12 protein-coding genes are annotated in these 15,933 nt (G+C 54.1%); 6 read left to right on the top strand and 6 right to left on the bottom strand.

What is annotated here, in order from left to right:
* Window positions 1-10: 10 nt before the first annotated feature.
* The 3 genes from ON072_RS03035 to ON072_RS03025 are packed head-to-tail and all read right to left on the bottom strand — an operon-like array spanning window position 11 to window position 3,358.
* Entirely contained in the window at window positions 11-781 is a 771-nt protein-coding gene (locus ON072_RS03035) for a 3-hydroxybutyrate dehydrogenase (protein ID WP_261752474.1), read from the bottom strand.
* 36 nt (window positions 782-817) lie between these two features.
* Entirely contained in the window at window positions 818-2,050 is a 1,233-nt protein-coding gene (locus ON072_RS03030) for an E22 family MetX-like putative esterase (protein WP_261752473.1), read from the bottom strand.
* Between the two features lie 9 nt (window positions 2,051-2,059).
* Entirely contained in the window at window positions 2,060-3,358 is a 1,299-nt protein-coding gene (locus ON072_RS03025; protein WP_028779308.1) for a GntP family permease, read from the bottom strand.
* A gap of 287 nt (window positions 3,359-3,645) precedes the next feature.
* Here ON072_RS03025 and ON072_RS03020 point away from each other — a divergent pair, with 287 nt between their 5' ends.
* Both ON072_RS03020 and ON072_RS03015 read left to right on the top strand, forming a co-directional pair.
* A complete protein-coding gene (locus ON072_RS03020) occupies window positions 3,646-5,925 on the top strand; it encodes a TonB-dependent receptor (protein WP_261752472.1) in 2,280 nt (759 codons plus the stop codon).
* An 88-nt stretch (window positions 5,926-6,013) separates the two neighbouring features.
* On the top strand, window positions 6,014-6,658 hold the full coding sequence (locus ON072_RS03015) for a response regulator (protein WP_261752471.1): 645 nt from the start codon (window positions 6,014-6,016) through the stop codon (window positions 6,656-6,658).
* Window positions 6,659-6,701: 43 nt separating this feature from the next.
* Here the strand turns inward: ON072_RS03015 and ON072_RS03010 are convergent, their stop codons facing one another.
* Complete coding sequence (locus ON072_RS03010; RefSeq protein WP_261752470.1) at window positions 6,702-10,154, bottom strand: PAS domain-containing hybrid sensor histidine kinase/response regulator; 3,453 nt, start codon at window positions 10,152-10,154, stop codon at window positions 6,702-6,704.
* Between the two features lie 275 nt (window positions 10,155-10,429).
* Between ON072_RS03010 and ON072_RS03005 the strand changes: the two genes are divergently transcribed.
* The 4 genes from ON072_RS03005 (at window position 10,430) to ON072_RS02990 (ending at window position 14,030) form a co-directional block, all read left to right on the top strand.
* Window positions 10,430-11,263 carry a CvfB family protein gene (locus ON072_RS03005; RefSeq protein ID WP_144224840.1) on the top strand — a complete coding sequence of 278 codons (834 nt, stop codon included), beginning with the start codon at window positions 10,430-10,432 and terminating at the stop codon, window positions 11,261-11,263.
* A gap of 167 nt (window positions 11,264-11,430) precedes the next feature.
* Window positions 11,431-12,135, top strand: a complete 705-nt coding sequence (locus tag ON072_RS03000; RefSeq protein WP_371874339.1) for a YceH family protein — start codon at window positions 11,431-11,433, stop codon at window positions 12,133-12,135.
* Window positions 12,136-12,285: 150 nt separating this feature from the next.
* Window positions 12,286-13,128, top strand: a complete 843-nt coding sequence (locus ON072_RS02995; RefSeq protein WP_044734371.1) for an ABC transporter permease subunit — start codon at window positions 12,286-12,288, stop codon at window positions 13,126-13,128.
* Window positions 13,125-14,030 carry an ABC transporter ATP-binding protein gene (locus ON072_RS02990; protein ID WP_044734370.1) on the top strand — a complete coding sequence of 302 codons (906 nt, stop codon included), beginning with the start codon at window positions 13,125-13,127 and terminating at the stop codon, window positions 14,028-14,030. The genes ON072_RS02995 and ON072_RS02990 overlap by 4 nt, the downstream gene beginning before the upstream one ends.
* A 635-nt stretch (window positions 14,031-14,665) precedes the next feature.
* Here the strand turns inward: ON072_RS02990 and ON072_RS02985 are convergent.
* Together ON072_RS02985 and rlmA are read right to left on the bottom strand one after the other, a co-directional pair.
* Window positions 14,666-14,875 (bottom strand): cold-shock protein, encoded by a 210-nt coding sequence (locus ON072_RS02985; protein WP_025009607.1) that lies wholly within the window; start codon window positions 14,873-14,875, stop codon window positions 14,666-14,668.
* 253 nt (window positions 14,876-15,128) lie between these two features.
* Complete coding sequence (gene rlmA, locus ON072_RS02980) at window positions 15,129-15,932, bottom strand: 23S rRNA (guanine(745)-N(1))-methyltransferase (protein ID WP_208135702.1); 804 nt, start codon at window positions 15,930-15,932, stop codon at window positions 15,129-15,131.
* Window position 15,933 lies beyond the last annotated feature (1 nt).

The following is a 15,933-nucleotide window of genomic DNA, read 5'->3' as shown; positions in this document are numbered from 1 at the left end:
CTGTCTTGCCTTATTGCGCGGTCCAGCCACCGTCCAGCACCAGCGTCTGGGCGGTAATATTGCGCGCCGCCGGTGCCATCAAAAACGCTACCGAATGCACGATTTCATCGACGCCGATAAACGCCTTCTTCGGCATGGGGGACAGCATGATGTTGTCGATAACCTCTTGCTCGCTCATGCCGTGCTCCCTTGCCTGAGACGCTATCTGCGCCTCCACCAGCGGTGTCTTCACATAGGCTGGGCAAATCGTGTTAACGGTAATATCCCAGTCGGCGTTTTCCAGCGCCACTACCTTGCTCAGCCCCAGCAAACCGTGTTTGGCGGCCACATAGGCCGACTTGTACCTAGATGCCACCAGTGCATGGATAGAGCCGATATTGATGATGCGGCCAAAGTTTCGCTCCCGCATTCCCGGCAGCAATGCCTTGCAAAGCATCGCCGGGCCAGTGAGCATCACCTGTTGCAGCAGTTGCCACTTCTCGGCCGGAAAGGCATCGAGGCGCGCCACATGCTGCAGTCCGGCATTGTTGATGAGCACATCCACTTCAATGTCAGTCAGTTGCTCGGTCAGCGCTTCGATGGCCCGGGAGTCGGCGACATTGAGCCCAAGGCCCAAGCAGTTGCCGCCGGCTTGATTGAGCGTGTTGGCGGCCAGTATCGCCCGCTCAGGGTCGAGATCGCTCAGCAATATCCTGTGGCCAAAGGCCGCCAGCTCAGTGGCAATCGCCAGGCCGATACCGCTGGCCGCGCCGGTGATCAATACGGTTTTAGGGTCTTTCATACAGGCTCCTTAAATTACGCCTTGCGGCGGCGTGACTCAGTCCGCCAGAAATGTACGGATTTCATCACTCTTGCTCTGAATGGAGAACAAGCCATCGAGATGGCCCCAGGGGCCTTTAATTTCACTTATCTCTACCTCTTTACCCAGTTCCTTCAGGGTGGCGGCCATCTGCCTCACTCTCTGGGGGCGCAGCAGCAGATCGCCACTGGCGGGCAGCAACAGGCTCTTGGCCTTTATCTTGGCCAAGGCGGGTTTCAGCTCGCCCCCTTGCCAATCGGCACTGAACAGTTGTGAGGCCCGTACCAGATACAGTACATGGTTGGCATCCTGCAATGCCGCTCTGGCCCCGGCGCGCTGTTGCAAGATCTGGCTGATTTGCGGCAGCGTGCGAATATCCGCCAGCGCGCCTTTGTCGGCCACAGTGAAGTCCTTGAAGCTGGCCAGATAGGCCTCCGGCGCCATTGCATCCTGGGTGATATTGAGCAGCGCCGCGGTCAGCCCTGCCACCGGGGGCGTCTTGCCGTAGTAGTCGCCGCCGCGCCAGTTGGGATCCAGCCGGATAGGCAGGGCCCATTTTTCCAGTGCCGGTACGCTCCAGGCATCCATGCTGTCGGCGCCGATAACATGAATGAGCCGCTCGACTCTGTCCGGGTAACTCACCGCCCAATCTAGCGCCTGAAATGACCCCATGGAGGCACCCATCACCGCATGGAGTTTTTCAATGCCGAGACTCTCCAGCAGCAAGCGCTGCACCTCGACGAAGTCATGAATGGTCACCACGGGGAAATCCAATCCCCAGGGTTTGCCGGTTTCAGGGTTGATGCTGGCAGGCCCTGTGGTGATGGTATGACCGTCGTGCACATTGGCGTTGACCAGAGTGTCGGCGCTGACAACAAAGAAGCGATTGGTATCTATCGCCTTACCCGGCCCTATGATGGCGTCCCAATAGCCACTCTGGGGATCAGACTCGGCGTACTTGCCGGCGGCGTGGGAATTACCGGAAAAGAAATGAGTGATCAGTATGACATTGTCCTTGGCCGCATTGAGACTGCCGTAGCTTTCCCAGCCGACGGTCACACTGGGCAACACTTTGCCCGATACTGTGCGAAACTCAGTGGTGGTAAACGACTTTTTCTCCACCAGCATAGGCTGGGCGGCCGCTTTCAAGGACGAAGCCGCCGAGGCAGAAACAGACTCGGCCGAAGCCGGAGCACTGGCTTGGGCAACCCCAAGCAGCGCCGCAAACATGCAGGATGCAAATAACTTCATATTCACCTCTTAAAACCAAATAAACAGAGCCAGTGCCAGCGCGACACCGATAAGCGGCAGCAGGGTCGTCAGCGCCGCCATCGCCCAATAGGCGCGCTTGTGGGTTTCCTTACAGATGGCGCGAATGGTGGTAACCACATAACCGTTATGGGGCAAGGTATCCAAAGCACCGGAAGAAATGGCCACCACTCGATGCAGCTGATCCGGGTTCACCCCCATATCCAGATAATGGGGCGCCACCAAAGGCAGGGCTATCGCCTGGCCGCCGCTGGCAGAGCCGGTAAGGCCAGCAATCACGCTCACCGCCACCGCAGCCCCCAACAGCTCATTGCCCGGCATATTGGTCATCACCTCAACCGCGGTGGCAAAGGCGGTCGATGATTTGGCGACGGCGCCAAAGCCGACCACGGCGCTGGTATTGCCTATGGCCACCAAAGCGCCTGTGGTGCCATCGTTGACCGCCCGTCCCAGATGATGAAAATGGCGGAAGTTGATTAACATCAGCGTCAGCACCCCACCGAGCAAGGCAACTATCAGGGCATTTTGTGCCAGGGTATCGTGCAGCCAAAAGGAGATAACCAGCACCACAATGAGAGGGATCACCCCTGTGATGGGATGAGGCAGATCCCGCTCCGGCACTTCAGGATCATCACTGCGCGCCTCGAAACGCTCACCTCTGGCGATGGCTCGGTTAATCATCCACTTGAGCCAGAAATAACCGCTGACCGCCATAAACAGGGCCACCACCAGGCTCACTTCCCAAGCGGCCCAGGGAGAGGTATTGAGGTATTTGATCGGGATCCAGTTCTGGATCTCAGGCGAACCGGCCGAGGTCATGGTGAAAGTCACCGAGCCCAGTGCCAGCGCTGCCGGAATAAAGCGCCGCGGCAGATTGGCGTCCTTGAACAGCCCCAGCGCCATGGGATAGACGGAAAATGCCACAATAAATACGCTGACGCCGCCATAGGTCAACACGGCACAGGCGGCCACCACAGCCAGCACCGCATAGCGGATCCCGAGTTTCCCCACAATAAAATGCGCCACCGCATCGGCTGCGCCGGTATCTTCCATAAACTTGCCGAACAAAGAGCCCAGCAAAAACATAAAGAACCAGGACGCCAGAAAGCCGGAAAAACCGCCCATATAGGCACTGACAAAGTCAGCCCCCGAGGCATCAAATAACGGAATATGGTTGCTCAGCGCCACCAAGGCCGCGCACAGTGGCGCGGCGACAAACAGGTTGACACCTCTGAGTGTCAAAATAATCAGCAGCAGTAAGCCACCGAAGAGTCCCAGCATACTCAACATAAGCCCATCTCTTGTTGTTGGCCGCCCTATTACGGCGCCGCAAATTTGCAGCGATTTAACAGGCGTCATTGTTAATTTTTTGCAACCAATTTTTACAACCAAGAGAGTGACAAGCAAAAGCCGGATTGAACATAACACCATAGTGCTACACACAAAATAACCAATAAATTTCAATCATTAAATAACACTGTACTAAGGTGCTAATTCCCTTCTGCTTCCTTTGCTCTAGAGTAAATGCCGAAGTATTAACAAAAACAAAACAAACAAAACAGCAAAAGGACTTAATCATGAGTCAATCCAAGATCCCCTACTCTCTGCTGGCACTGGCCATAGCTTCGGCACTGACGCCGATAGCGGCTCAGGCAGAAGAAACCAACAATAAGGGCGAGCTGGAACGTATTGAAGTCACCGCCAGACGCACAGTGGAAAACCTGCAGGAAGTACCGGTCGCCGTCACCTCAGTCAGTGAGGCCGAGCTTAATGAGCGCGGTATTACCGTGGTGACCGAAGTGCAGCAGTTCTCCCCCAATACCACGCTGCAGGCGAGTCGGGGAACCAACTCCACCATGACCGCCTTTATTCGCGGCGTGGGCCAGCAGGACCCGCTCTGGGGTTATGAGCCCGGCGTCGGTATCTATGTGGATGATATCTATATCGCCCGCCCACAGGGGGCGGTACTGGATCTGCTGGACGTGCAGCAGATAGAGATACTGCGCGGCCCTCAGGGCACGCTTTACGGCAAGAACACCATAGGCGGTGCGGTCAAGTATGTGACCAAGGTGATGTCCGGCGATCCCCAGCTGAATATTCAGGGCTCCTACGGCAGCTTTAATCAGAAAGATCTCAAGATCACCGGCCAGTATCCGTTGATAGACGAGCAGCTGTATCTGGGCTTTGGCTATGCCAACCTCAACCGCGATGGTTTCGGTGAGTTTTTGACCTCGGCCGAGCCGAACCAGGACAAAGAGAACTACAACAAAGATCTCAGTGCCATGCGACTCACCCTGGAGTATCACCCAACAGACTCACTGTTTTTCCGCCTCGCCTGGGATAAAACAGACGATAAGTCCAACGCCAAGGGGGGCTATCGCCTGCTGCCGAGTCTGCTGACCAATGCCCCGGTACCGGACAGTAAGTTCGACTCCTACACCAGCCTGCCCACCTGGAACGAGGTGGACCTCGAAGGTTGGAGCTTCACCGGCAGCTGGGACATAAACCACTCAACGCAGCTGAAATATATTGCTGCCAGAAGAGAGAGTTACTCACCCACCAACATAGATTTCGACAACACCTCGCTGCAGATTTTCGACGTACCGGCCATCTATGACGACGAGCAAACCACCCATGAGCTGCAGCTGCATCACAGCGGCGAAAACTACAAACTGGTGTCCGGTCTTTACTACTATGATGCCGAGTCCTGTGGCCAGTTTCAGGCGATTCTCGAAGAGCTTGGAAAGGCGCTCAACGCCCCTGGGCTGACCCGTGAAGTGAGCGGCTGCTCCAATTCCACCAGCAAGGCGGCCTATATTCAGGGCAGCGTAGACTTGAGTGACAGCTGGTCCATGACCCTGGGGCTGAGATACACCCAGGATGAAAAGCAGGCCTATGTCCGCAACGGCCTGATATTTGATACCGTCTATCCCGAATCCGGCTGGGTGCCGGGCTATGTCCGTCCCGAAGGCGACTTGGTGCCTTTGGTATTGGACGACAGTGAAGACTGGTCCAAGCTGACCCCAAGAGTCGGGGTGGAATACCAGTACTCGGATGACATCATGTTCTTTGCCAGTTACGCTCAGGGATTCAAGTCCGGCACCTTTAACCCCAGGGCCGAAAGCGCCGAGCCAGCGGCAGATCCAGAAACCGTTGACAGCTTCGAGCTGGGGATGAAGAGCGAATGGGGCCGCAACTTAAGGGCCAACCTGACCCTGTTCAGCCTGGATCATAAGGACAGGCAGTATATCTCTGTTTTGCCGGGCGACACGGCCGCCGATCTCAATCAGCGCCTGGGTAACATAGGCTCTTCGGAGGCCCGCGGCGCCGAGCTTGAGATGACCTGGGTGGCCACAGACGCGCTGAACTTTGACCTGGCGGTGGGCTATATCGATGCGGAATTCAGTGAAGTGTTCGATACCGACCCAGTTACGGGTGAAACCTTCGACAAGTCGGACAGGTTTACCATAGCCAATACCCCGGATCTCACCTTTAACCTGGGTTTCACCTATCGCCTCTATGCCGATATCGGTGAGTTTGTCTTTAACGGCAACTATTACTATCGCGGTGATTACGTGTTGTTTGAGGAAGACAGCCTGCTAACCCAGGACGCCTACGGCCTGTTGAATCTGGGGATCACCTGGTATAGCAATGACGGCAGCTGGTATGCCGGCCTCTATGGCAAAAACCTCACCGATGAAGAGTACCTTATCGGCGGCTATCAGTTTGTCACCCCAGATCCGAGCGATCCGACAGATGTCAGCAAGTACACCCCAGGACTCGGTGGCGACAACACCCTGATTGGTTATTACGGCGATCCACGCACAGTGACCCTGACGGTCGGCTACCGTTTTTAATCCATACCCCGAACAAGGCTTACCCTAGTGTAAGCCTTGTTTTTATTGATACTTTCCCGTATAAAATTTGAAACCCGGAGCCCTTAGGATGAGTCTGGTGAAAGCCATAATTGCCGATGATCACCCGCTGTTTCGCAGCGCCCTCAAGCAGGCCGCTGCCTGCGTATTGGATGAAGCACAGATACGCGAATGCGCCGATCTCGAGGGGTTATTTGAGCTGCTCGGGCGACACAGTGAAACTGAGCTGGTGTTTCTCGACCTCGGCATTCCAGGAGCCAATGGTTTGCAGGGACTGTCGCAACTGCGCAATCAATACCCGGATGTGTTGATCATCATGGTATCGGCCACCGAAGCACCGGCGATTATGCAGCAAGCCATCGCCCTAGGCGCTTCGGCCTATGTGCCCAAGTCCTCGCCGCTGGAGCGGATATCCGAAGCCATCGCCGAGGTGCTCAATGGCGAAACCTGGTTACCGGCGGATCTGGCGCTGGACACTCTGGACGCCGATGACGAGCAGACGGACTTTGCCAGAAATCTGGAAAAACTGACGCCGCAACAATACAAGGTGCTGGCGATGATTGCCGATGGCCTGCTCAATAAGCAGATAGCTTATGAAATGCAGGTGCAGGAAACCACGGTCAAGCAACATGTATCGGCCATTTTGCGTAAGCTCGGCCTCAACAATCGTACCCAGGCCGGCATCCGCTTTAACCAGCTCAGCCGCCCCGAATAACGGTTTCCCCTTCCCCACAAAGCGCTTTATTTAAAAGCGCGCCTCAATTGAGCAAACGCTTGATACTGCGCCTGAGCGCCGGCAACTTCAGTGGCTTGTAAAGCAAGGGGAAACCGGCATCACTAACCTGCTCGCGAATGCTTTCGGCCTGATTGGCGGTATTGATGATCACAGGTAATCCGGACAAACCCTGGGAGGCCAACAGCTCAACCCCGGTGAGACCGGCATCCAACTGATAATCGACTATCAAAAGTTGCGGCAAGGGCAAACGCGCTTGCAGTTCAGCCAACTGCTCGGCGCCGGTGGCCTTTTCTATCTCGCAGCCCCAACTGCCCATGACCTGCCCCAGGGCTTCGAGCACGGTTTGATCATTATCCACCAGCCAAACCCGTAACCCGGCAAAATCGGACTCACTCTCCAAAGTCTTGGGTTTGACCGCGGCCACAGCCCCCGGCAGCGACTTGCACTGCAGCAACAAGGTAAACTGAGTACCGGTTCCTACCTGGGAACCCAGTAGCAAGGGGATGTCCAACAGATCGCAGATACGCTTGGTAATCGCCAGCCCAAGCCCCAACCCTTCAGCGTTACCGCGGCTGCCGAGCTGCTTGAACTCTTCAAATATGGTCAGTTGATCTTCCTTGGCGATGCCAATGCCAGTGTCTTCCACTATCAATGACAAGAGTCCGTTTTCAAGATAGGTCTTCAGCCGCACTTCGCCCTGCTCGGTATAACGAATGGCGTTGCTGAGCAGATTACGCAGCACACGTTTGAGCAGCGCCTTGTCGGTATTGAGCAGCACTTCCTGACTCTCGAGATGAAAGCCAATGCCTTTTTGCGCCGCAAGTGCCTGATATTCTTGCCTGAGAGGATCTATGATTTGCCGCAGTGGAAATTCGCTGACATTCACCTTGAAGGCTCCGGCGTTGAGCTTGGTCAGTTCCAGAATACTGCTGAGCAGCTCTTCGGCGCTGCCAAGGGAGCTGCGGATATTATCGGCCAGGGTTTCCAGCTCACTGCCCCTGGCCTTGTCACTCATCAAGGAGCAGAACAGGCTGGCGGCATTGAAGGGTTGCAACAGATCGTGACTGGCGGCGGCAAAAAAGCGGGTCTTGCTCTCGGTTGCCTGCTCGGCCACCCGTTTGGCATTGGACAGTTCACGGTTGGCCTGGGTCAACGCCCGAGTGCGCTGGTTGACCTTTTCTTCCAGCGAGGCATTGACGTGTTCCAGCTGGCGCTGCTGGCTGACAAAGTCGGTCACGTCCGTATAGGTGGTCACAAAGCCGCCACCGGGTAAGGGGTTACCCTGCATCTCATACACCCGGCCATTGCTGTGGGTACGCTGATACTTATAGGCGCTGCCCTGACGCAGATAGTCGAGACGCTTGGAAATTTCCTGTTCGGGGTCTTCGCCGCGAAACATGCCTCTGTGGGCGTTGAGGCGAATGATCTCTTCCACCGGTCGACCTATATAGAGCGCCTCATCCGGGTAGAGAAACATATCCTTGTAGCCCTGATTCCAGGCCACCAGCCTCAGCTGGGAGTCCACCACACTGATCCCCTGTTGGATATTTTCTATGGTCGATTGCAGCAAGTCGCGATTAAAGCGCAGCACTTCGCGGGCCTCATCGACAAATTCGGCCACCTGCTCCAGCCCCTGATGTTTCTCATCTTTGGCGGCATCGATAATCAGCCTCGCCGAGGCGCCGCCGACCATGGCGGCGAGCTCTCTCTCGACCAGTTGCTCGGTTCGCACCGGCGCATCCGCTTTCCAGTGATTGGGATCCAGGGGGAACTCGCTGGCAACCAACTGACTGGCCGAGTCGGCTTCGCCGAAGCGTTTCAGCAAGGCTGCCAGATCATGAAAACTCAAACTGGCCTTGGGCACACCTTCCCGTCTGTCATCCCGGCTGATAACAAACTTGCTGCTCTGCAGCCGCTCGGCGAGCCCCGCCGGGCGCAGTACAGGCAGCAAGATATACACCATTAAATTGAGCCCAAGCGACAGCAGCATGGACTGGGTAATATCATCCAGCCCCAGCCCAAGTAGATCCCGCGGCGCCAAAGCCTGAACACCGAATGGGCCATTGTCGAGCCAGGGTTGGTAACCGACTGCGCCTATCACCAGATTCGGCAGCAGCAAGGTATAAAACCACACCAGCGAGCCTGAGGCGATCCCCAGCTGCGCCCCGAGACAAGAGGCCTGACGCCACCACAAACCTATGATCAGCGCAGGTGCAAACTGCGCCACCAGGGAAAAAGACATCAAGCCCACCATGGCAAGGGAGTTGGTATCGGCCAGTATTCTGTGGGTAAAGTAACTCAGTAGCAACAGCGCGAAGATCACCGCCCTTCTGGCCTGCAGCAAGGCGTTTTGGCTGAGGCCGCGACTGCCGGAGGCCAGTGATGAACGCCGCAGAATAAACTGATTGATAAAGTCGTTGGTGATCATGATTGACAGCACTATCGCCGAGACAATCACCATGCTGGTGGCCGCCGAAAAACCGCCGAGAAACACCATCAGGGAAACGACGTGATTCTCTACCGCCATCGGCAAGGCCAGTACGAAGGAGTCCGGCGCCACCTGCTCCTTACCGAACCATAACAGGCCGGCTACCGCGATAGGCAAAATAAACAGATTGATAAGAATGAGATACAGCGGAAACAGCCAGCGCGCCGTACTGAGATGGCCCTCGCCGCCCGGTTCAATAAACTGCATATGAAACTGACGCGGCAAACAGAACATGGCCAACACCCCAAGCAGGGTATGGGTGGCATAGATGTAGCCGGAGTCGACCTCAAAGCTCAAGTGCCCTTCAGCCTTGGCGCTCTGAGCCTGTTGCCAGAGTGCCAGCGGGCTGTCGAACAAACCGAAACAGACAAACAGTCCAACCGAGATAAAGGCAGCCAGCTTCACCAGCGATTCAAACGCCATACTGGCCACCAGCCCCGGGTTGTGCTCGCTGGGTCTTGGACGCCGGGCACCAAACAGTACGGCAAACAGCGCCAGCAGCAACATGATATAAAAGGTACTGTCTTGCCAGAATCCGCCGGAGGAAACTTCTTCACCCGTGAGCATGGCGATACTTTCCGAGGTGGCCGACAGCTGCAACGAAATATAGGGCACTATGGCAATCACGGAAATAAAAGACACCAGCCCGGAGAGGCTGGAAGACTGGCCATAGCGGCTGGCGATAAAGTCGGCCAGGGATGTGAGTTTTTCATCGCGGCAGATTTGCGCCACCCGGCAGTAAAGCCGCCAGCCAAATAGAAACAGGATCAAGGTACCGGCATAGGTGGGCGCCAGCCACCAACCATGATTGGCAGCCTGAGCCGTGGTACCGAAAAAGGCCCAGGAGGTGCAGTAGACGCCGAGTGTCAGGCTATAAAACAGCGCCCGAAAGCGTTTAGGTTTATATTTATCCGCCCACCAGGCGATGATAAACAACAGCGCGAGATACAAGAGTGCCAGCAGGCTGACGGACCAGATAGAGAACATAGGCAAAGGTTTTTATTTTCAGCTTAACCAGTTCTGCTGCAAAAAGCAGCGCTAACTTTAGTCTTATTCAAACTTAGGGAAGTCTGACTTCGACAGGCTCCGGCATGCCTTCAGTCAGATGCCTTGAACGCCAATTGCTGTGCAGGCCACGCCCTACAAAAGAGAAGGCCACGAGGACTTATTCGCACCTCCCTAACAAAAGGCACGGGCATAGGTGGGCGCAATCCGTTATAATCCGCCGCAGCTGAAACAAAGTTAATCAGGTTCAAAAACAGATGGCAGAAATAGGTCAAAGTTGCACCCTGGAAGTGGTCAAACAGGTTGATTTCGGGGTTTACCTCAACGCTCATGAGTTGGGACAGGTGTTATTACCCAATAAAGTGGTGCCCAAGGGTTGTCAGGTGGGCGACATGTTGGAGGTGTTCCTCTATCTGGACTCCAACGACCTGCCTATCGCAACCACTAAAAAGCCCCTGGCTCAGGTGGGTGAGTTTGCTTATCTCAAGGTGGTTTCCATTGGTCGGGTCGGTGCCTTCCTCGATTGGGGACTGGAAAAAGATCTGCTGCTGCCCTTCGGTGAGCAGCACAAGCAGGCCGAAGAGGGTCGCAGTTACCTGGTCTATGTTCACCGTAACCGCGCCGACGAGCGGATTGTCGCTTCGTCCAAAATCGATAAGTTTGTCGATAAGAGCCCGGCTTGGTACAAGAATGGTCAACAGGTTGACCTTATCATCGCAGGTACCACAGATCTCGGCTACAAGGCGATAGTCAACAACAAGCATTGGGGCGTCATCTATCAAAATGAGGTGTTCCGTAAGCTGAAGTTTGGCCAAAAGCTCAAGGGTTATATCAAGCAGGTGCGTCACGACAACAAACTGGATCTGACCCTGCAAAAGGCTGACCGTCAGGAGTTGGATCAGCAATCACAGCGGATCATGAAGAAGCTGGCTCAGGCCGGCGGCTTCCTGCCCTACAGCGACAAGACCTCGCCCGAGGTGATCTACGCCGAGCTCGGCATGAGCAAGAAGGCCTTCAAAAAAGCCATCGGCGGCCTGTTCAAGGCCGGAAAACTGCGCATCGAAGATGACGGTATCCACGCCAATAATTGAACAAAGAACTGGCAAAGAATTGAGCAAAAATAACGCGCCTGCCCTATTCAGGAAAGGCGCAGCCGAGGAAAACCGCGACATCGGCTCAAGGCTCTGATATAACTCAAAAACACTGAGTAAAATGTCGGTCAGTTGGCCGACATCTGCCTTGAATGGAACTGTCAATTATGTTGCAACTCAATGCCATCGAAGCCAGAGTGATTGGCTGCCTGCTGGAAAAAGAAGTCACCACTCCGGATCTTTATCCCCTGTCTCTCAATTCACTGACCCAAGCCTGCAATCAAAAGACCAGCCGCGATCCCGTGATGGAACTGAGCGAGTCTGAAGTGCAGCAAGCCTTGGACAGCCTGAGTAAAAAACGTCTGCTGAGTGAGCAATCCGGCTTTGGCAGCCGGGTCATAAAATACCGCCACAGATTCTGTAACACTGAATTTGGCGAGCTGCAGTTTTCCCCGGCGGAGCTGGCGATAGTGTGTTTGTTACTGCTGCGCGGCGCCCAAACCGCTGGTGAACTCAGAAGCCGGGCTCAGCGGCTGTTTGAATTTGACGGCCTGCCACAAGTGGAGCAAACCCTGCTGGCGTTGAAAGACAAAGGCTTTATCCGCCAACTGGCCAGGGAGCCGGGAAAACGTGAGATACGCTTTGCCGAGAACTTCACCGAGAATGATGGTGTATCTGAAGATTCCGGCGGCGCAGATACCACTCAGATTGCCAATCAAGCTGCAGCTCACCATGAAGGTGAGCGCGAAAGAGAGCCAGAAACGGCGAGTCAGAGCCGGATAGCCTTGCTTGAACAAGAACTGGCGACAATGAAGCAAGAGCTGGCTTTACTAAAACAGGAATTGGCCGAGCTTAAGGCGCAACTGGCATAATTGACCGTAAAAACGACAGCTACCGCTTGAAATAGCGGCCAGGCGTTGGCCTGCCTGGCCTCATGGTGTTAGGCTGGCGTCTTATCGGCAACCCAGTGCTTGCTCCGGTCGCTGCAAGGACTCCATATTTGGAGCAAAACAAGGAACCACATGACAACTGCAACTCACAGCACTCATCCCGGAGGGCTGAAAAACGCCCTGCAACTCGCGGGATTTGAACTCTATAAACTCATTTTCCACCGCCGTGGCACCCTGGCGATGATAGCTTTCGCCCTGGTGTGGCTGCTGATCCTCGCCTATCCGGTCCGAGGTGCCGCCAGCTTTCTGTTGAACCCGGACTTCAAGCATTTTGTTACCGGTGCCTTCGGTGAAGGCACTCTGGATCAACTATTTGCCTGGCCGGTTGCCGAGCAAGCCGTCTATTGGGTCATCAGTCTCTACCTGTTCCCCATGTTCAGCATTCTTATCTGCGGCGATCAGTTCGCCTCGGACAAAAACCGCGGCACACTGCGCTTCCTCAGCCTGCGTTCGGGCCGCGATGCCCTCTTCTTCGGCCGCTTCCTCGGCATGATGTTGATCCAATTGCTGTTGGTTGCCATCACAGTCATAGCAACCGTATTTTTGGCCATGAGCCGGGATATGGCGTTGGTGCTACCCGCGCTGACTTCCGGCTTGATGATGACACTCAATCTGGTATTGATCCTGCTGCCCTACACCGCCCTGATGGCGCTGTTCTCACTCTGGGCCAGCTCGGCCAGATTAGCCAGTGTTTTTGCGGTGCTTTTCTTTGCCGCCATGATGATAGTAATGGCGGTTATCAATGCTCAGCTGCCCATGCTCTCTTTCATCGGTTATCTGGTGCCCGGAGCACAGATAGATGCCATGCTCAATGCCCAACCGCTAACGGCACTGTCAAGTGCTTGGTTGCCACTGCTGCAAACCATTGGGTTATTGGCAATAGGCCGCACCATGATGCAGCGAGGTGATCTATGAGTCTGATTAACTGTAAAGGCCTGAGCAAACTCTACGGCAGCAAGCGGGCATTGGATAGCGTCGACTTGCAACTGGAGCCCGGTAGTCCCATCGCCCTGGTCGGCCCAAACGGTGCCGGCAAGACTACATTGATGAGCCTGCTGCTGGGTTATATACGTCCAAGTAGTGGTGAAATCACTGTGATGGGACAGCGCCCGGGTAGTAGCGAACTTTTGGGACAGATCTCTGCCCTGCCCCAGGACGCCGCCCTGGATCCCGGCTTCAGCCTGCTGACTCAATTCAGCCTGTTTGCCCGCATGCAAGGTATGGGCGCCGAAGCTGCCAAGGCTGAATCCATGCGGGTGCTGGCGCTGGTAGGCCTTGAGGACGTCGCCAATCAAAAACCCAACTCTCTGAGTCATGGTATGGGGAAACGCGCCGCGATTGCTCAGGCGCTGATAGGCAACCCCAAGTTGGTGCTGCTGGATGAACCCACGGCCGGACTGGATCCCGCCAACGCCCGCAAAATTCGCGAGTTGGTAGAATCCCTGAGCGCAGACACCACCTTTATTATCAGCTCCCACAATCTGGATGAGCTGGAAAAGCTCTGTGATAGAGTGCTGTATCTGGACAAAGGTAAACTGAGCCAGTCGGTCACCATGCAGCAGAGCAGCGCCGAAGCCTATCTGACGTTGCAGATGCAACACTGTGATCAGGAAAAACTGCTGGAGGCACTCTACGCCCTTGAAGGTGTTTACGAGGTCTCGGCCAAGGGCAAACAAAACTACCTTATCCGTTACCAACCGGAGAAGGACACCTTGGATATCGAGCTGCTGCAGCTACTCAAGCAGAATGGCTGGCAATATCGCAGCCTGATGCGAGGCCGCACACTGGAAGATACACTGTTCGACGGCGCAGCCTGAATCTCAGCCACTCGTCTATACCTGTCGAGCCCTGACACGCAAAAACCTATGCCTTGGCATAGGTTTTTTCTTTCGTCTACAGCAGGTTAGTGTCACGCTTTTACTTTTTTAATCGAACCACCCAGGGTATTTTCACCTAGCCCCGCTATTTACACTCATTCATATCAATTTGTATCAAAATCAGTTTGCAGCAGCTTAATCACATCCCTTTCTACTTTATGCCTGCTATTTTCACCAACAAAGTCTTGGGAAAGGCACAAGTGCGTTATTTTTCGTAAGGAGTGGCTTGGGCCTGACAGAAGTCGTACCGGGGGCCTGCCAAAATCGGATAAATAAGAGACTCAATTGCGGTTATCGGGATAAATGAAGGTATATTTTTTAAAACAGAGTAATAGCTTGAAATAAGTTAATCTTAATTTGAGAGATCACTACAAATTAGAATAAAAGCTCTAGCCAGAGACCACTTGTTGAAGAGATAAAAGACTGAAGAGATAGAAATTGAGCTGGCTTAACTATGAAGACATGAACAACCAATACATGAAAATCAAGGCATAAAAAAACCGCGCTTCCTTACACACAAAAGTGTAGGCTCGCGCGGTTTATTACGATATCGCTCGGGTTACCCCGAAAAGCGATTAGCCGATAACAGAAACGTTTTCAGCTTGAGGACCTTTCTGGCCCTGAGTAACAGTGAAGGATACTTTCTGACCTTCGTCCAGAGTCTTGAAGCCGTCAGAGTTGATGGCGCGGAAGTGTACAAACACGTCTGGACCAGACTCTTGCTCGATGAAACCGAAACCTTTGTCAGAGTTGAACCACTTAACTACACCAGTTACTTGTGACATGATATAAATCCTGTAAATAAAACTATCTTTTAAGCCTTAACGGCGGTGGAGCTGAAAATGCCGGTATTACTTATGTTTACAGGACGAACTGGTCGTATTGAAGACATAAAAATAAGCCCAACTTTCAAGCTAAGTAGACTATAAATCATTCTGGAGATAAGTCAACAAACTTAATTGAGCCCTTGAGGTTTTTTTTACTTAAATTTCGAGTATTTGCCGTAACAAGTTGAAACCTATCTTATAGTTCTACGTCTTATGTATTACGCCGGTAAACCTGAATGTAAAAATCCAGCTCACAACCCAATCCCTCAGCTTGTAGCTGCTGTTTTTGTTCGGCGCTGAGCTTCCAGGCATAGGGAGTCATCTCCAAAAAGTCATTGCAAACCTGTCCGGCCGGTAAAACCAGCGGCCACTGCAATCGCTCATCATGCAGCAGACCAAAACCCGGTAGCTCTGACTTGGTCTGCTCATGCTCTCTTGGCTCACTGTAGATGATCTCTTTCAACTGAAAGTGATGTCTGGGGCCTGGGGATACACAGATAAAAATGCCGCCTGGCCTACACACCCGCGCCAACTCCTGATCTTTTGATGGCGCATAGATACGCAACATGAGATCAAAAGCAGCATCGGCAAAAGGCATGTCGTAGGCGCTGGCCACACAAAAGCGCATCTGGGGATGTGCCTTGGCGGCATAGCGAATCGCGGTTCTGGAAATATCCAATCCATAGAGTTCGCCACCAACAGCTTGTTGCAAACGCTCGCTGTAGTAGCCTTCACCGCAGCCCAGATCTAAAATCTCGGGTTGTCCCTTGCCATACTCCTGCGCCAGCTCGTTGACCCTGTCGCTGAGAGCCTGATAATAGCCGGCGTTCAAAAAAGCGCGCCTGGCCTGCATCATCTGCTTGTTGTCACCGGGATCGCGGGAGTTTTTCTTCTGCACCGGCAACAGATTGACATAGCCTTCCTTTGCCTGATCAAAACTGTGGTTTTGGCCACAACGCCATTGTTTTCCGTCCTGCACCAACTCACTGCGGCACAGGGGACAAATATAAGTCATG

This window comes from Shewanella sp. K8, from assembly GCF_028823715.1.
Classification (GTDB): Bacteria; Pseudomonadota; Gammaproteobacteria; order Enterobacterales; family Shewanellaceae; genus Shewanella; species Shewanella algae.
The sequence above is the reverse complement of the archived record's forward strand: the minus strand, read 5'-3'. Positions and strand labels throughout refer to the sequence as shown.